Below are 17,144 nucleotides of genomic sequence, written 5' to 3' on the forward strand. Positions count from 1 at the left end.
GGCGGCGCCGTGCGAACGGCTGGCACCCGTGCGGGGTTCGCCTACCGGTCGAGCTCGCCCAGCTTGAGACCCATCGACAGCAGGAGCAGGTCGTCGGGGTCCGCCGGGTCCAGGCCGGTCAGCTCGTGCACGCGACGCAACCGATAGGTGACGGTGTTCGGGTGGACGTGGAGCAGGTTCGCGCTGCGAGTCAGGCTGTACCGCGTCTCGTAGAAGGTGCGAAGGGTCTGCACCAACGTGGTGTTCCGCTCGTCGTCGTACTTCCTGAGCGGGACGAGCGTGTCCTCGATGAGCGAGTGCGAGAAGCGGCTCGCCCGGGCGAGGTGGTCGAGCAGGACCTCACGGAAGTGCGTGACCCTGCCGAACCTCTCGAGCGAGACGGCGATCGCCGCCGCTTCCGCGGCCTCGCCGTAGCTCATCTCGATGCCCTGCACACCCTCGTGCCGGCGCCCGACGCCGACGACGTACTGGTGGAGGCCTACCGCGACCGCCTCGCAGCGTTCCTCGATCTCGCCCTCGCGCTCGGTCGCCGTCGTGGGGTAGACGACGACCAGCTCCTGGCCGCGTGCCCCGATGAGCAGCCGTTCCTTGTCCGGACGCAGCTTCTCCCGCACGTGGTCCACGGCCGATCGCAGGGAGTAGGACCCGCTGTTGAACCGGTCCTCGGTGTGGAGCACGAGCACGACGTAGGAACCGGACAGCTCCTTGCTCATCGCGGCCAGGCGCCGCTCGACCTCGGCGCTGGCGGGCGCGTCACCCAGAAGCGCGTCGAGCAGGTCCCCCCGCACGATCGACCTGTCGGCCCGCACCCCGGAGACCTCGGCGAAGAAGGCCTGGGCGACGACGACCGACGTGTGGTCGACGTAGGTCATGATCCGCTCCGCGACCTCGAGCCCCGACGCGACCTCGACGGGATCCTCGGGCCGGATGACCGCCTTGATCTCGTTCCAGACCAGGCGGCCCCAGAGCCGGTACGACTGAAGCAGGCCCTCGATGGACACACCTTGGTGGAACCGACGGACGGCGCTGTCCCGTAGCTGCTCGTCGAACTCCGGGTCCACGTCGGACAGCGTGGTGATGCTGGTGAGCAGGTGCTCCACCAGGCTCAGGGAGTTGGGCAGGACGTCGTTCTCGATGACCGCCGCGGACAGCTTCGAGTAGTCCGGCACCTCGGCGCGGTAGACCGCGACGATCCGGGTCGCCAGCTCCTGGCTCAGCTCGATCCGCTGGATCAGCCGGCGGATCGTCGAGTCGAGAGATTCGGTCACGTCGCACCTTCCGCAAGCCCGCCGCCGCACCCGCGCGGCCCACCGCCCCGTGCACAGATGAGCCGGACGTTGGTGCAGTATGGCCCGCGCCGGCGCGGTCGGTCGTGGAGTCTCAGCGCTACGGCCCCGAACCGGCTGACGGCGCCTGGTCCTGTTCCGGCGGACAACGGCGTTGGGACCGCCGCCCCTCGGTGCGGGTGCAGCGGTCCCAACGTCATGTCGGTCGGATCAGGTCACTCCAGGGAGATCGGGCGCTTGGCCGCGAGGACCCAGCCCCCGACGAACGCGGCTCCCAGCAGGCAGAGGATCCCGATCGCGATCGGCTTGGAGTCTCCCACCAGGCCTGGCAAGTTCTGCAGGACCAGGATCGTGACACCGACGAGCCCGAGCACCGCCAGACCAGGCGCCACGAACGCCCGTCCCACGCTGTGGGTCAGCTGGCCGGCCTTGCGCTGACGGTTGAAGAACACGAGCACGGCGGTGCTCGTACCGAGGAGAAGAAGGATAAAGGCCACGGTGGTCGTGCCGGCGAACCACGCGTAGAGCTGGTTCGCCGGATCGAGCCCGACCAGGGCGGCACCGATGATGAAGACGATAGCGACGACGGTCAGCATGGCGGACGCCGTGTGGGGCGAGCCGTGCTTGGCGTGCGGCTTCCCGAACAGGGCGGGAAGGGCGCCGCGGTTCGACAGCGTGAAGGTGTACCGGGTCACGATGTTGTGGAACGAGAGCACGCAGGCGAACAGGCTCGACACGTAGAGCGCCTGGACGAGGTGGAACGCCATCGTGCCGAGGTAGCGCTCGGTGGCCAGCGGCAGCATCGAGTCCGGGGCCGTCGATGCGACCTCCAGCGCGGCCTGGTCCCCCCACGCGGAGATCAGCGCCCACGTCGAGATCACGTAGAAGACGCCGATGACGATGACGGCGGTGTACGTCGCGCGCGGGATGGTCCGGTCCGGGTCGCGCGCCTCGTCGCGGAAGACCGCGGTCGCCTCGAATCCGAGGAACCCGAGGAAGGCGAAGAGCAGCGCCAGGCCCGGCGCTCCCGACAGGACCGTGCTCGGCTCGAGGAAGCCGGTGGAGAGCCCGCTGTCGCCCCCGGTGACGAACACGGCCGTGTCGAGGGCGACGATGATGACGACCTCGGCGATGAGGAGAACCCCGAGCACACGCTTGGAGAGGTCGATGTTCCGGTGCCCGAGGTACGCGACCCCGAGGCAGGCGAGGATCGCCCAGAACGCCCAGTGCACGTCCAGCCCCCAAGAGCTGAACAGGTTGTCCGCGCCCCCGCCGAGGAGCCCGTAGACCGCGATCACCTCGGCCGTGTAGGCCAGGAGAGCGACGAACGCGGCGCCGAAGCCGGTCTTCCTGCCCAGCCCCGCCCCGATGTACGAGTAGAAGGCACCGGCGTTGCGCACGTAGGGCGTCAGCGCCGTGAACCCGGCTGCGAAGAGCAGCAGGATGATCGCGCCGGCGGCGAACGCGGCCGGGAAGCCCGCGCCGTTGCCGAAGCCCAGCCCGATGGGCACGGTGCCGCCCATCACCCCCAGGGGCGCGGCCGCCGCGACGACGATGAAGACGATTCCCCACACTCCGAGCGAACCCCTGAGCCGGGCTCGTTCGGGCCGTTCAGCGACGCCTGCTGCCGGCGGCCCCGCCGGCTCGAAGTCGAGATCCTTGGTCATTTCCTGCCTCCTCGATGCGCCACGCTGCGCTCATCGGACCTGCATTGTCGGACAGGGAACCGAACGTCCCTTGACCTCGTGGCGACCATAGGGCGGCCAGTTTGGGCTGTCTGTAGAGAAATTCTCAACACTTGACACTTCGACCTCGTGAATCACGCAAGAGGCGCCACATATGGCGGCGCTCCGCAAAGAACGAGGCGCCCCCCTGCAAAGGACGCGAGGACTCCGGCAAACGTTCTCGATTTCCCCAGTTCCACCGCGGTGCGCGTGCCACTACGACTAGTCCTATGAACTTCGAGAAATCCGGCAAGGTTGCCGCATTGATCGCGGGCGCCAGCGTCGTCGCCCACCTCGTCGCGGCTGTGCAGATGCCCCTGCAGGGGTTCGGCACCGCACTGATGCTGGTGATGGCGTTCGGGTGCCTCGTGTGCGTATGGCACCTGTGGAAGGCACCGAGCGCCAGGCGATGGGCCCAGACGTTGCTGATGTACGGCGCCATGCTGCTGGCGCACCTGCTCATACCGATGGACCACATGCACGGACACCACGGACACGAGGCGAGCGGCGGGTCCACCATGCTCTCCCTGAGCCTGGCCCTGATGGTCGTCATGGCCGTCGTCGCCGCCGTCAACCTTCTGCTCCTCGCGATCCGGCACAGCGGCGCCCCCCGCCGAACGGCGGCACCCGTTCCCGAGGCCTCACGGCCCTGACCGGTCCAGCTCACACTCAGCCCGCGCCCAACGAAGGGATACCCATGACCGCCATCGACACCCGGCCTCACGACATCAGCGACATCCTCGAGCGAGAGCCCAAGCTGCTCATCGACGGGGAGCTCGTGGACTCCCACTCGGGCGAGACGCTCGACGTCCTCGACCCCGCCACCGGGCAGAAGGTCGCGACCGCGGCGTCCGCGGACGCCACCGACGTCGACCGGGCCGTCCGTGCCGCCCACCGCGCCTTCGACCTCAGGGCACCGTGGCGGCGGATGAGCGCGCTGGACCGCGGGCGGGCGATCATCCGACTCGCACGGCTCGTCGAGCAGCACGCCGACGAGCTGGCCGAGATCGAGGTCGTCGACGGCGGCTGGCTGCGCCAGGCGGCACGCGACGTCGAGATCGACCTGACGGTCCGGCACCTGGACTACTTCGGTGGCTGGCCCACGAAGATCGAGGGCAACACCATCCCCGTCTCCATCCCGGACGTGATGGTGCGCACCGAGCGCGAGCCGGTCGGCGTCGTCGCCCAGATCGTGCCGTGGAACTACCCGCTGCTCATGGCGATCTGGAAGGTCGCGCCTGCGCTGGCCGCGGGCTGCACCATCGTCCTCAAGCCGGCGGAGAACACCCCCCTGATCGCCATGCGGCTCGGTGAGCTGGCGCTCGAGGCGGGTATCCCCCCCGGTGTCCTCAACATTCTCCCGGGCCTCGGCAGCGTCGCCGGGGAGGCCCTGGTCGAGCACCCGCTGGTGGACAAGGTGGCGTTCACCGGGTCGACCGCCGTCGGCACCCACATCGCCGCGAAGTGCGCGCCGATGGTCAAGCGCGTCACCCTCGAGATGGGCGGCAAGAGCCCGAACATCATCTTCGGTGACGCCCCGCTCGAGTCCGCCGTGGCCGGCGCCGCGTCAGCGATCTTCTTCAACGCCGGGCAGGCCTGCTCGGCGGGGTCGCGCCTGTACGTGGAGTCCGGGATCTTCGACGACGTCGTGGCGGGCCTCGCGGACACCGCAGATCGCATGGTCGTCGGACCGGGCAGCGACCCCCGCTCCCAGGTCGGCCCGCTCATCAGCGGCCGGCAGCTGGACCGGGTCCGCTCCTACATCGACGACACGGTCGAGCGCGGCGGACGTGCCGTCGCCGGCGGCTCCGGCACACCCGACGGCGTCGACCCCTCCGGGTACTTCGTCCGGCCGACGGTCCTGGTCGACGTGGACGAGACCATGCCGGCCGTCCGGGAGGAGATCTTCGGACCGGTCGTCGTCGTCCAGCCCTTCGACACCCTGGAGGACATCGCCCGCCGTGCCAACGACTCCGACTACGGGCTGGCGGCGGGGATCTGGACCCGGGACATCGGCCGCGCCAACACCCTCGCCGGGATGCTGCGCGCCGGTTCGGTCTACATCAACACCTACGGTCTGACCGACGCGGCCGCCCCCTTCGGCGGCTTCCGGCGGTCGGGGTACGGACGCGACATGGGCCACCAGAACCTCGAGTCCTACCTCGAGACGCGGACCGTGTGGACCGCGCTGGACGGCGAAGGCTGACCATGACGATCTCACCAGTCAAGGACGTCGCCGTGGACACCGGCAAGGTCATGTGGTCGCCTGACCCGGCGGAGGCGGCGGAGAGCAACCTCGCCCGGTTCATGGCGGCCACCGGCTTCCCGGGCGCGGCGTACGACGAGCTGCATGCCTGGTCGGTCGCAGAGCCGGGCGAGTTCTGGTCGGCGGTATGGGAGTTCACGGGCGTCGTCGGCGACCGGGGAGCCACCGCGTTCGTCCGGGACCAGGACGCGCCGATGACGGGGTCCCGCTTCTTCCCGGACGCGACGCTCAACCTGGCCGAGAACCTGCTCCAGGGCCCGGCCGACGCCGTCGCTGTCCTCCAGGCCGACGAGACGGGCGCCGTCACCGAGGTCACCCGGGACGAGCTGCGCATCCGGGTGGGCCGGGCGCAGCGGATGCTCGCCGGGCTCGGGGTCCAGCCCGGGGACCGGGTGGCCGGCATCCTGCCGAACACGGTGGACGCTCTTACCCACACGCTGGCCGCGCTGTCCCTCGGTGCCATCTGGACCTCGTGCGCCCCTGAGTTCGGGGTGCAGGGGGTGCTCGACCGGTTCGGGCAGGTCGACCCGGCTGTGCTCGTGGTCTCCGCGGGGTACGTGTACAACGGCAGGCGCCACTCGCTCGTCGACAAGGGCCTCAAGGTGGGGGCGGCGCTGCCGGGGCTCCGGCACGTGGTCATCCTGGGCGGGACGTCGTCCGCGTCGACGACCGGCACCGCGCGCGTGCACGGCGCGGCCGACCTCACCGACGAGCTCGAGACGGCGCCGCAGTTCCGGCGTCTGCCCTTCGACCACCCGGCCTACATCGTCTACACGTCCGGCACCACGGGGCTGCCGAAGTCGATCGTGCACCGAGCCGGCGGGGTGCTCCTGAACACCGTCAAGGAGCACGTGCTCCACGGTGACGTCCGGCCCGGGGACCGGATGCTCTACTTCACCAACACCGCCTGGATGATGTACCACTGGTCGATCGCGGCGCTGGCCTGCGGTGCCTCGGTGGTGCTCTACGACGGCGCGGCCATCCCCAAGGACGACCCGGCGGTCCTCTTCCGCCTGGTCCAGGACACCCGCGCCACCCACTTCGGCACGTCGCCGAAGTACCTGGCCACCCAGGACAAGCTCGGGATCAGGCCCCAGGACACCTTCCAGCTCGAGCGGCTGCGGATGATCTGCTCGGCGGGCGCCCCGCTCACCGACGACCACTTCGCCTACGTCTACGGCGCGGTCAAGCAGGACCTCATCCTGGCGTCCATCTCCGGCGGCACCGAGATCCTCGGCTGCTTCGTCCTCGGCAACCCGCTGCTCCCGGTGCGTAGCGGAGAGATCCAGTGCAAGGGGCTGGGCCTGGCCGTCGCGACACTCGACGACCGGCAGGTCCCGGTCATCGGGCGGCCCGGCGACCTGGTGTGCACCGAGCCGTTCCCCTCGATGCCGCTGCGCTTCTGGGGCGAGGACGGGTGGGAGCGGTACGTGGGCACCTACTTCGCCACCAAGCCCGAGGTCTGGTACCACGGCGACCTCGCGGAGATTCGCCCGCACGGCGGAGTGGTCGTCTCGGGCCGCACGGACACCACCCTGAAGCCGGGCGGTGTGCGCATCGGCACCAGCGAGATCTACCGCGTCGTCGAGACCACCCCCGGTGTCGCCGACTCCGTCGTCGTCGGCTTCCCGGTCGAGGACGACATGGAGATCTGGCTCTTCGTGGTCCCCGAGGCGGGCCGGAGCGTCGACTACGCCGAGGTGCGGCACCGGCTGCGCACGCAGGCGTCCCCGCGGCACGTCCCGGCCCGGATCTTCACGGTCCCGGCCGTGCCGTACAACCTCGCAGGGAAGAAGGTCGAGGCGGCCGTGCTGCAGACCCTCCTGGGCAAGGAGATCAAGAACCGGGAGTCCCTCGTGGACGCGGGAGACCTCGAGCACTACCGGCTCGAGATGCTCACGGAGGTCGTGGCATGAGCGGGGCCATCGTCGGCATCGGGGAGCTCGCCCCGCGGCGGTACTCCGAAGGGGCCACCACGCTGAGCATGCTGGCCGAGGCCAGCATCCGCGCCATCACCGATGCCGGGCTGACGCCCGACGCCGTCGACGGCCTGCTGGTGGGGCCGCAGGTGGGCGAGACACCCCAGCACGTGCCGGCCACCGTGGCGGAGTACCTGGGGCTGCGGCCGACGATGGCCGGCATCGTCGACCTCGGCGGGGCGACCGCCGCGGGCATGGCCTGGCGCGCGGCCGCGGCGATCGAGGCGGGGATGTGCGAGACGGTGCTGTGCGTCCTGGGCAACGTCAACGAGCGCGGCCGCAGCGCACGCTCCCCGAACCGCAACCCCATCCGGGAGTTCGACGTCCCGTTCGGGGCGTCCGGGGCGAACACCTCCTATGCGTTCCTCGCCAGCCGGCACATGGCCGAGTACGGCACCACGAGCGAGCAGCTCGCCCGGCCGGTCGTGGCCCAGCGGCACAACGCCCAGCTCAACCCGGCGGCCGTGTTCCACGGCCAGCCGCTGACGGTCGAGGATGTTCTCGCCTCGCCGATGGTCGTCGAGCCGCTCCGGCTCCTGGAGATCGTCATGCCGTGCGCGGGGGCCGCGGCGTTCGTGGTCACGAGCGAGAAGCGGGCCAGGTCGTTCCCGCACCCGGCCGTGCTCATCGCCGGAGCGGGCGAGAAGGTGACCCACCGCGCCATGTCCTCCGCGCCGTCGCTGACGTCCGGGCCCCTGAAGCCCGCCATCGCGCGGGCGTACGCCCAGAGCGGCACCGGGCCCGCGGACATGGACCTCATGCAGCTCTACGACTGCTACTCCATCGTCATCGCGATCACCCTCGAGGACGCGCAGGTCTGCGCCCCGGGCCAGTCCGGGCCGTGGATGGCGGAGCACGACCTCACCTGGGCCGGCGACACACCGCTGAACACCCACGGCGGGCAGCTCTCGTTCGGCCAGGCCGACCTGGCCGGCGGGATGTCCCACATCACCGAGGCGGTGGTCCAGCTGCGCCACCAGGCGGGCGAGCGCCAGGTGCGCGACGCCGGCACCGCGCTGGTGACCGGCAACGGCGCCACCCTGAGCGAAGCCACCGCGCTCGTGCTGCGGCGCGCGGACTAGAGGAGACCCGATGGACAAGACGATCCCGTTCCCGGCCCCGACCCCCACCCCGATCAGCCAGCCGTTCTGGGACGGCGCGGCCGAGCAGGAGCTGCGCTTCCAGCGCTGCCGATCCTGTGAGAGCGCCATCTTCCCGCCCCGGGCGCACTGCCCGCGGTGCTGGCACGCCGACCTGACGTGGGAGGTGAGCGGCGGGCGCGGCCGGCTCGCCTCCCGCGCGGTCGTCCACAAGCCCGGCCATCCGGCCTTCGCTGCGCTGGCGCCCTTCGCGCTGGCGCTCGTGGACCTGGACGAGGGCTTCCGGATGCTCACGCGCCTGGTGGGTCCCGGCGCGGACGAGCTCCCGGTGGAGGCACCGGTACAGGTGCGCTGGGAGCCGCAGGGCGACGTGACCCTGCCGCTGTTCGGCACTGACGACGGCGAGCTGTCGTGACGACGGCGGAGCGCACCCCCGTCCTGCTCGACGGCGTGCGCACGCCCTTCGGCAAGTACCTCAAGGGGCTGAGCACGCTGCCCTCCCGTGAGCTCGGTGCCCAGGCGCTGCGCGCCCTGCTGGAGCGGCACGAACATCTGCGCCGCTGCGACGGGGTGCTCCTGGCCCAGGTGCTCCAGGGCGGGCAGGGGCAGAACCCGGCCCGGCAGGTGGCGGCGAGCGCCGGTGTCGACCCGATCGTGCCGGCCCTGACCCTCAACAACGTCTGCCTGGGCGGCATGGCCGCGGTGGCGGACGCGTCCCGGCGGGTCCGCCTCGGCGAGGGGACGTCGTACGTGGTGGGCGGGGTCGACTCGATGAGCCGGGCCCCGCATGTCGGCTACCTGCGCCAGGGCGCCTCGATGAGCGGCCTGAACCTCATCGACTCGCTGTCCACCGACGGGCTGTGGTGCGCACTCGTCGACGAGTCCATGGGCGTGCTCTCCGAGCGGGCGAACGCCGAGCTGGACATCGACCGGCACGTCCAGGACGACATCGCCCTGCGCTCCCACGAGCGCGCGGCGGCGGCCCGCGACGCCGGCCGGCTCGCCGAGGAGATCGTCACCGTGCACGTGGACGGACGCACGGTCGAGCACGACGAGGGCATCAGAGACACGAGCCGCGAGCGCCTGGCCGCGCTCCGGCCGGCGTTCGCCGAGGACGGCACCATCACGGCCGGCAACTCCTCGCAGATGACCGACGGCGCGTCGATCGGTGCCGTGACCTCAGCGGCCGCCGCGGAGCGTGCGGGGACGCGGCCGCTCGCGCGGATCGCCGGCTACGCCGAGGTCGCCGGCCCGGACGCCTCCTTGCACCTCAAGCCGGCGGTCGCCGTGGAGCAGGTGCTCGAGCGTGCCGGCGTGCCGCTGAGCGCCGTGGCTCTGCTGGAGATCAACGAGGCCTTCGCCGGCGTCGTGGAGGCCAGCCGCCGTCGCCTGTCCGTCCCGCTGGACATCGTCAACCCCAACGGCGGCGCGATCGCCCTGGGCCACCCGCTCGGCGGAACCGGCTTCCGGCTGGTGCTCACCCTCGCCCGCGAGCTGGCCCGGCGGGGCGAACGCTACGGCGTGGCCAGCATGTGCGGCGGCGGCGGGCAAGGCGCCGCCGTCCTCCTGGAGAACCTCAACTAGCAAAGGGGCACGACCATGACCGAGACCAGCACCCGCGCCATCGGCTGGGAGGGCACCCGACTGGGCATGCCCCAGGTGGGCGCGTCGGCGAGCATCACCAAGACGCTGGGGGCCCACGAGGTGGAGCTCTTCAGCGAGATGACCGGTGACTACAACCCGCTCCACGTGGACGAGGCCGCCGCCAAGGCGTCGCGGTTCGGCGCGCTGATCACCCAGGGTGGCGTCACCTCCGGCCTGCTCAACGCGGTCGTCGCGGAGAAGCTCCCCGGGCCCGGCACGGTGTTCCTGTCGGTCAGCTGGAGCTTCAAGCGGCCCACCTACTTCGGGGAGACCATGACGGCCACCGTCACGGTCACGAAGGTGCGCGAGGACAAGCCGATCTGCACCGTCCAGACCACGGTGACGAACGCCGACGGGGAGGTCTGCATCGAGGGCGAGGCGGTGACCTTCACCGTCACCCTGGACTGATGACCAGCGCCGAGGTCCCGCCGGGCGCCTACCGCGGCCTGGCGGCGCTGGGACTGGCCATGCTCCTGGGCATGGCCACGTGGTTCTCCGCGAGCGCCGTCGTGCCGCAGCTCAGCGTGCAGTACGACCTGTCCAGCGGCGCCTCGGCATGGCTGACCATCGGCGTCCAGGTCGGGTTCGTCATCGGCGCCGTCCTGCTGGCCCTCACGAGCGCCGCCGACCGCTTCGGCCCCCGCCAGCTCATGGCGGCGGGGGCCGCACTGGCGGGGGCGGCGAACCTGGGCCTGCTGGTCGTCGAGACCGGCGCCGGGGCCATCGGCGTCCGCCTGCTCACCGGCGCGTGCCTGGCCGGTGTCTACCCACCGGCCATGAAGGCGATCGCCACCTGGTTCAGGGCGTCCCGGGCGACGGCGCTCGCCGTCCTCATCGGGGCGCTCACCCTGGGCTCGGCGAGCCCGCACCTCGCCGCCGCGGCGGGCGGGCTGGACTGGCGCTTCGTCGTCGTGGCGAGCAGCGTCCTCAGCGCCCTCGGGGCGGCGACGGCGTTCCTCGTGGCGAGCGACGGGCCCTTTCCGTTCCCGCGCACCACGTTCCGGCTAGGCGATGCGCTCCGTGCCTTCAGCGACCGGCGGGTGCTGCTCACGTCGCTCGGCTACTTCGGGCACATGTGGGAGCTGTACGCCATGTGGGCGTGGTTCGGGGTGTTCTTCGGCTCGGTGCTCGCGGCGGGCGGCACACCGGAGACCGGGCGCCTCGGCAGCCTTGTCACCTTCGTGGTGATCGGGATCGGCGCGATCGGCTGCTGGTTCGGCGGACGTCTCGCCGAGCGCATCGGCAGTGCCCGGACCGCCATCATCTCGATGCTGATCTCGGGCTCCTGCGCGCTCCTGATCGGCTGGCTCGCCGGCGGGCCGGTGTGGCTCGTCGTCGTCGTCGCCCTGGTGTGGGGGTTCTGGGTCATCCCGGACTCCGCACAGTTCTCCGCGCTGATCACGCAGGTGGCCGACCAGCGTTACGTCGGCAGCATGCTCACCCTGCAGATGGCGTGCGGCTACATCGTCACGGTGCCGATCGTGTGGCTCACTCCCCTGCTCCAGGAGAGCAGCGGGTGGGGCTGGACCTTCACGGTGCTGGCGCTGGGCCCGGCCGTCGGGGCGCTCGCGATCCGGGCGCTCGTGCGAGTCGGCACGGGAGACGACTCGGAGCCGGCCGTCAAGGGCCTCACCGGATGAGACCGGCCCCCGTCAGCCGGCGTAGCCGATCGCGTCGATCTCGATCCGGAACTCGGGCTTCACCAGCCGCTCGATCACGAGCAGGGTGTTGGGCGGGTACTTCCCGTTCGGGAAGAGCTCGGGGAAGATCTGGGCGCGCACCTCGTAGAAGGGGGCGATGTCGTCGGCGTCGACCAGGTAGGTGGTCAGCCTGGCGATGTTCTCCAGGCCCATCCCCTCGGACTCCAGCGCCATCCGGATGTTCGCGAACGCCTGACGGGTCTGGGCCATGACGTCCTCGCCGGCCAGCTCCCCGTCGGGCGCGACGCCCACCTGGCCGGCCACGTAGACCGTGTCCCCGGCGCGGCTGACGTGGGAGTACGGGCCGAGGGGGGTGCCGAGGGCCTCCGGGTTGGTCAGTACGGGTGCGGTGCTCATGCCTGCTCCTTCGTGGTGGATGTTGTGGGTACCGCCGCCAGGGTGCGGCAGGTGTTGGTGAGCGTGCCGATGCGCTCGATCTCGACCTCGATCGTGTCCCCGTCGCGCAGGAACACCGGCGGGGTGCGGAAGGCCCCCACCCCGAGCGGCGTCCCGGTGGCGATCACGTCACCCGGCACGAGGGTGAGGGAGGCCGAGAGGTAGGAGATGAGCTCCGCGACCGGGAAGATCATCTCCGCCGTGCTCGAGTCCTGCATGACTTGGCCGTTGAGCCGGCTGCGGATGGCCAGGGCCTGGGGGTCCGGGATCTCGCGCGCCGGGACGATTACCGGGCCCATGGGGCAGAACGTGTCGAGGCTCTTCGCCCGCACCCACTGCGCCTCCGCCTTCTGGATGTCCCGGGCCGTGACGTCGTTGACCACCGTGTAGCCGAACACGGCGTCCAGGGCCTCGGCCACCGAGACGTTGCGGGTGCGGCGGCCGATGACGACGCCGAGCTCGGCCTCCCAGTCCACGGCGTCGGTAATGTCGGTGGACCAGGTGATGGCGTCGCCGTCGCCGAGCACGGACTGGGGGGCCTTGGTGAAGATCACCGGAGTGTCCGGCGGGGTGGTGCCGAACTCGCGGCAGTGGTCGGCGTAGTTCAGGCCGATCGCGAGGACGGACGACGGCGTGAGCAGCGGGCTGAGGGTGCGCGTCCCGTCCGGCGCGGGCGCCGCCCCGTCTGAGCGGGCTCCTCCACCGATCGGGCGCGCCCCTCCCCCGTCCGCGAGCGCCGCCTCGATCCGGTCCAGCCAGTCCTCCGGCGAGCGGACCAGCTCGTCCAGGGTGGCCGGGGCGCCGGGCAGGGCGTCGGGGACGACCAGTCGAACGCCGTCGTCCTCCGCGAAGAGCCGGGGCCCGGCGGGGGTGTGCACATGACCGAGTCGCAACGTTCTCTCCCTTGGTAGACGTTCAGCGGGCCCAGGCCGTGAGCCGGCGTTCGAGCGTGCCGAAGACGAGCGCGTCCACGGCCCGCATGAGGACGATGAACAGGACGGCGACGGCGATCAGCTCGTCAGCGCGCAGCAGGCGAAAGGCGGTGTAGATCTGGGCGCCGGCCCCGAGCGGCTGGCTGATGGCCTCGACGAGCACCACGATCTTCCAGGCGAACGCGAACGAGGTGCGGGCGGCGACCACCAGGCCGGGGGCGACCTGCCGACCCAGCACGTGGGTGAGGTAGGGCCGGCGGCCGAGGCGGTACACCCGGCTCATGTCGTCCAGCGACCGGTCCCGCGCCTTCACGGCGCCGTGCACGATGGTGATGACGAACGGCAGGACCGCCAGGGTCAGCGCGATCACCCCGCTGGACTCGGCGGTGCCGAGGATGAGGATGGCGAAGATGATGTAGACGGGGTCGGGGATGGCGAGCGCGATCACCGTCAGCGGCCGGAAGAAGGCCTCCGCCCAGCGGTTCAGGCCCATGAAGGTCCCGATCGCGAACCCTACCGCCGTCGCGCCGACGAAGGCCTGGGCGATGCGCCAGGACGTGATGCGCACGCCCTCCCAGAACTCCCCGGTCTGGACCACCTTGACCATCGCGGCGAAGATCTCGCCCACGGACGGGATCCAGCCGTCGGAGATCCACGTGGCGAGCTGCCAGACCACCAGGCCCAGCACGAGCGCAACGACGGCGGACAGCGCGGTCATCCCGCGGCGTCCCGGTGCCGACGACTGCCGTGCGAGCACCGCACGCGGGGACCGGATGCTCGTGGCGGTCACGGCGTGTCCGCGGGTCGCTGGTCGTCTCCCCACACCGCCATGACGCGGTCGACGATCTCGGCCTCGACGGCGGTCAGGGCTGGGTCCTCGTAGCGCCGTGGCCGCCCGATCGGCACCACGACCTCCTCCAGCAGCGTCGCCGGGCCACGGGTGAGGATGACGATCCGGTCGGCCAGGAAGACGGCCTCGCGGATGGAGTGCGTCACGAAGATCACCGCGCCCGGCCGGGCCATCCACAGCTCGGAGAGCTGCTGGCGCATCACGCGCGCGGTGACCTCGTCGAGCGTGCTGAACGGTTCGTCCATGAGCATGACCGCCGGCTCGACCGCCAGCGCTCGCGCGATCGAGACGCGCTGGCGCTGGCCGCCGGAGAGCTGCATGGGCCAGCTGTCCACGTACGGCTCGACCTGGAGCATCGTGAGGTACTTGGTGATCCGGCCGGGCCACTCGGCGCGGGGCACGCCGGCGGCCGCGAGCACGATCTCGAGGTTCTGTCGGACGGACCGCCACGGCAGCAGGCGGTGGTCCTGGAAGACGTACCCCACCCGGAGCCGCTCCCCGGCCACCCGGGTGACATCGTGACCGGCGATGGCCGCCGAGCCAGCGGACGGCGGGAGCAGCCCGCTGAGCACCTGTAAGAGGGTCGACTTCCCGCACCCGCTGGGCCCGAGGACCGCCACGAACTCTGTCTCCCCGACGTCCATGCTGAGCCCGCCGAGCGCCTCCCTGCCGTTCTCGTAGGCGACCTTCAGGTTCTGGACCGAGATGTAGTCCTTCGGGGGTGCCTGAACCATGCTCATGCCTCACCTCCACGCCAGCGCAGGACGAACCGCTCCAGGGGCCGCAGCACCAGGTACTCGGTGCCCAGGAGCAGCGCGATGAACGTCAGCAACCAGAGGCACACGTCCATCAGCAGGAAGCGGTCGTAGGCCTGGATGAACCGCCGCCCGATCCCGCTGTTCACCGAAAACACCTCGGCGAGCACCACCACGCGCCACGCGTGCGCGTACTCGTTGCGCACCGCGGAGAGCGTGTAGGGCACCAGGTGCGGGACCGAGACGTGCCGCATCGTGCGCCACGGCCCCAGCCCGTACACCGAGGCCATCCCCGTCAGGTGCCCGCCGGCCGCCCGCAGGCCCTGGCTCAGGGCGATGGCGACGAAGGGGAACGTCGCCAGCGCCACCACGACGAACACGCCGATCTCGGAGCGCTTGAAGATGAACAGCGCGAGCAGCGCGGCGATCGTGCTCGGCAGCCCCAGCGCGAGGTCGACGTACCGGCTGACCACCCGGCCCCAGAACCGGCCCCGGGCCATGACCACGGCGGCCGCGAGGCCGGCGACGATCGCCAGCACGAGCGCACCCACCACCCGCATCAGGCTGACGAGGATGTCGCGGTAGATCGTGGTGTCGGCCAGGAACGCCGGGATCTCGGCCAGCACGTCGGTCACCGGCGGGATGAACGCCGTCTGCTCGCTGCCCACCCACCACAGCGCGATGAAGCTGGCCACCCCGGCCACGCCGACCAGCGCGGTGTTGGGGCCGTGCCGGCTCCGGACCCGGCGCGGCCGGACGGCGAGGCCCGCGGCCGTCAACTCTGGAGCTCCTCGAGTCGGATGGCCACCGGCTCCGGTGCCCGCTCCTCGATCAGGATCTGGTGCTTGACCATGAGGTCGAGCCAGTCGTTGAGGTGGGCGATGTCCTCGTCCGTCCACGAGGTGAGGAAGCACGGCAGGTCGGCGCAGTACTCGATGAAGCCCTGGAGCTCCTCGTCGCTCCCGGGGGCGAGGAACGTGGCGTAGGGCTCCTCGGCGAAGATCTCGTAGTTGCTCTCCTCGATCACCCCCACGGCCTCGATCCACGCGTCGCGCACGTTGATCGCGAGGTCGAGATTGTCGTTCAGCCAGTCGGTGCGGGCGGCGAGGTTGGTGAGGTAGGGCGACCAGCCGCCCGTGGCGCCCGCCCACTCCTTGGCGGGCTCGAACACGTACCGGCCCGGACCCTCGATGACGGCCCGCAGCGCGAGCGGCTCGTAGTCGAGGATCGCCTCGACCTCCCCGCTCTTGAGCAGCTCGGGCAGCGCGGCGGGCCCCGCCTCGCGGAGGTCGTAGTCGGTGAACAGGTCGATGTCGTACAGCTCACGGAGCATGACGGCGATCACCGACGTGGTGCCGGAGTCGACACCGAAGTGGCCCACCTTCTTGCCGATGAGGTCCTCGGGGCTCTGGTAGGGCGAGTCCTCCAGCACGACCATCGACATCATCGTGTTCAGCACCGGGAAGAACACCACGCCCTCCTCGCCCTGCTGCTGGGCGAGCGTCATGGTGACCGCGTCCTGCTCCATGGCGACGTCGCTCTCGCCGAGCAGGAGTGTGTTGGCCGCGGCGTCCGGGTCGACCTCGAGGAACTCGGCGTCGAACCCGTACTTGGTGTCGATGCCCTGGTCCTCCATCACGAGCATGGGCAGGGCGGCCGGGTCGGCCGGCAGGCCCTGCATGCGTACGACGGGCAGGTCGGTGCCGCTCTCCCCGGCGGCCGGCTCGCCGTCGTCGCTGCTGCCGCAGGCCGCGAGCGCCAGGACGGCGGTGAGGGTCGCCGCGGCGGCGGCACGGACCGGGACGGTGGGTCGTCGTTGACTCATGACTGGTCCTCCTAGGGCTGGGTCGGCGGGGCCGGCCCTCAGGACATGTCGGCAGTGCTCTGGACCGAGATGCCCAACGGGGTGGGGTTGAACCCGGTGCACGGGTTGTTCTCCTGAGGGCAGTTGGAGATGGCCACAAGGAGGTCCATCTCCGCGCGCAGCACCATGTAGTCCCCGGCGGTGGAGGGTGCCGGGTGGTCGATGGACACCACACCGGTCTCCTCGACGGGGTAGCGCAGGAAGATGTTGAAGCACATGGGGATGTCCTTGCGGCGCAGGCCCCACGGGGCGATCGCCGCCTCGAAGTTCTCCATGCACCCCGGCTTGGCCTTCTCGGTGCCGTACCGCACGACGTCGAGGGCGTAGCTGCAGGAGCCGCAGATGACATCGTTGACGCCGACGGTGTCTTCGATGATCGTCATCATCGGGTTGGCCAGAGTCGAGTACAGCACGTGGCCGGTGGAGAGATAGATGGTGCCGTTGAGCTTGGCGGAGTGGGCGGCCCAGAACCCCTCGTCGAGGTTGTCCAGGTTGTAGCAGATGAGGTCGACGGCCTGTTGGCCCTCAAGGTCCTCGATCCGCAGGGTCTGGCCCTTGGCCATCGGGAACGCCGTGCGTCCGCGTGCGGGAATGACCTCGGTCAGGCTGTCGGGGATGTCGTGGACCACGTTGTCCCTCTTCCTTGAG

At 70.9% G+C, this 17,144-nt stretch carries 17 protein-coding genes; 8 read left to right on the plus strand and 9 right to left on the minus strand.

Features of this window, described 5'->3' with window-relative positions; translation table 11 throughout:
• Positions 1–41: 41 nt before the first annotated feature.
• Both FE374_RS14335 and FE374_RS14340 read right to left on the minus strand, forming a co-directional pair.
• Complete coding sequence (locus FE374_RS14335; protein ID WP_139929877.1) at positions 42–1,268, minus strand: PucR family transcriptional regulator; 1,227 nt, start codon at positions 1,266–1,268, stop codon at positions 42–44.
• 233 nt (positions 1,269–1,501) lie between these two features.
• Positions 1,502–2,953 (minus strand): APC family permease, encoded by a 1,452-nt coding sequence (locus FE374_RS14340; RefSeq protein ID WP_139929878.1) that lies wholly within the window; start codon positions 2,951–2,953, stop codon positions 1,502–1,504.
• Positions 2,954–3,240: 287 nt separating this feature from the next.
• On the opposite strand from FE374_RS14340, the gene FE374_RS14345 reads away from it, so the two are divergent.
• The 8 genes from FE374_RS14345 to FE374_RS14380 are packed head-to-tail and all read left to right on the plus strand — an operon-like array spanning position 3,241 to position 11,639.
• Complete coding sequence (locus FE374_RS14345) at positions 3,241–3,663, plus strand: hypothetical protein (protein ID WP_139929879.1); 423 nt, start codon at positions 3,241–3,243, stop codon at positions 3,661–3,663.
• 44 nt (positions 3,664–3,707) lie between these two features.
• Positions 3,708–5,216, plus strand: a complete 1,509-nt coding sequence (locus FE374_RS14350) for an aldehyde dehydrogenase family protein (RefSeq protein ID WP_139929880.1) — start codon at positions 3,708–3,710, stop codon at positions 5,214–5,216.
• 2 nt (positions 5,217–5,218) lie between these two features.
• A complete protein-coding gene (locus FE374_RS14355; RefSeq protein ID WP_139929881.1) occupies positions 5,219–7,192 on the plus strand; it encodes an acetoacetate--CoA ligase in 1,974 nt (657 codons plus the stop codon).
• On the plus strand, positions 7,189–8,337 hold the full coding sequence (locus FE374_RS14360; protein ID WP_139929882.1) for a thiolase family protein: 1,149 nt from the start codon (positions 7,189–7,191) through the stop codon (positions 8,335–8,337). The genes FE374_RS14355 and FE374_RS14360 overlap by 4 nt, the downstream gene beginning before the upstream one ends.
• 10 nt (positions 8,338–8,347) lie before the next feature.
• Entirely contained in the window at positions 8,348–8,770 is a 423-nt protein-coding gene (locus tag FE374_RS14365) for a Zn-ribbon domain-containing OB-fold protein (RefSeq protein WP_139929883.1), read from the plus strand.
• Positions 8,767–9,939 carry a thiolase family protein gene (locus FE374_RS14370; protein WP_139929884.1) on the plus strand — a complete coding sequence of 391 codons (1,173 nt, stop codon included), beginning with the start codon at positions 8,767–8,769 and terminating at the stop codon, positions 9,937–9,939. Before FE374_RS14365 ends, FE374_RS14370 begins: the two co-directional genes overlap by 4 nt.
• A gap of 15 nt (positions 9,940–9,954) precedes the next feature.
• On the plus strand, positions 9,955–10,407 hold the full coding sequence (locus tag FE374_RS14375) for a MaoC family dehydratase (RefSeq protein ID WP_139929885.1): 453 nt from the start codon (positions 9,955–9,957) through the stop codon (positions 10,405–10,407).
• Entirely contained in the window at positions 10,407–11,639 is a 1,233-nt protein-coding gene (locus tag FE374_RS14380) for an MFS transporter (RefSeq protein WP_139929886.1), read from the plus strand. The genes FE374_RS14375 and FE374_RS14380 overlap by 1 nt, the downstream gene beginning before the upstream one ends.
• Positions 11,640–11,651: 12 nt before the next feature.
• Here the strand turns inward: FE374_RS14380 and FE374_RS14385 are convergent, their stop codons facing one another.
• From FE374_RS14385 to FE374_RS14415, 7 genes are read right to left on the minus strand one after another with little or no spacing between them, the layout of a single operon-like run.
• Positions 11,652–12,056, minus strand: coding sequence for a RidA family protein (locus FE374_RS14385; protein WP_139929887.1), 405 nt, complete (start codon positions 12,054–12,056; stop codon positions 11,652–11,654).
• Positions 12,053–12,988 carry a fumarylacetoacetate hydrolase family protein gene (locus FE374_RS14390; protein ID WP_223173547.1) on the minus strand — a complete coding sequence of 312 codons (936 nt, stop codon included), beginning with the start codon at positions 12,986–12,988 and terminating at the stop codon, positions 12,053–12,055. Before FE374_RS14390 ends, FE374_RS14385 begins: the two co-directional genes overlap by 4 nt.
• Before the next feature lie 22 nt (positions 12,989–13,010).
• Positions 13,011–13,817, minus strand: coding sequence for an ABC transporter permease (locus tag FE374_RS14395; RefSeq protein ID WP_139929888.1), 807 nt, complete (start codon positions 13,815–13,817; stop codon positions 13,011–13,013).
• The gene (locus FE374_RS14400; protein WP_139929889.1) at positions 13,814–14,617 is read right to left on the minus strand and encodes an ABC transporter ATP-binding protein; all 804 of its coding nucleotides are present in this window, start codon (positions 14,615–14,617) and stop codon (positions 13,814–13,816) included. Before FE374_RS14400 ends, FE374_RS14395 begins: the two co-directional genes overlap by 4 nt.
• Complete coding sequence (locus FE374_RS14405; RefSeq protein ID WP_139929890.1) at positions 14,614–15,411, minus strand: ABC transporter permease; 798 nt, start codon at positions 15,409–15,411, stop codon at positions 14,614–14,616. Before FE374_RS14405 ends, FE374_RS14400 begins: the two co-directional genes overlap by 4 nt.
• Complete coding sequence (locus FE374_RS14410; RefSeq protein ID WP_139929891.1) at positions 15,408–16,457, minus strand: ABC transporter substrate-binding protein; 1,050 nt, start codon at positions 16,455–16,457, stop codon at positions 15,408–15,410. Before FE374_RS14410 ends, FE374_RS14405 begins: the two co-directional genes overlap by 4 nt.
• Positions 16,458–16,495: 38 nt before the next feature.
• Complete coding sequence (locus FE374_RS14415; protein ID WP_139929892.1) at positions 16,496–17,125, minus strand: DUF1989 domain-containing protein; 630 nt, start codon at positions 17,123–17,125, stop codon at positions 16,496–16,498.
• Between the last annotated feature and the right edge of the window lie 19 nt (positions 17,126–17,144).

The organism is Georgenia yuyongxinii, from assembly GCF_006352065.1.
In the GTDB taxonomy this organism is placed as follows: domain Bacteria; phylum Actinomycetota; class Actinomycetes; order Actinomycetales; family Actinomycetaceae; genus Georgenia; species Georgenia yuyongxinii.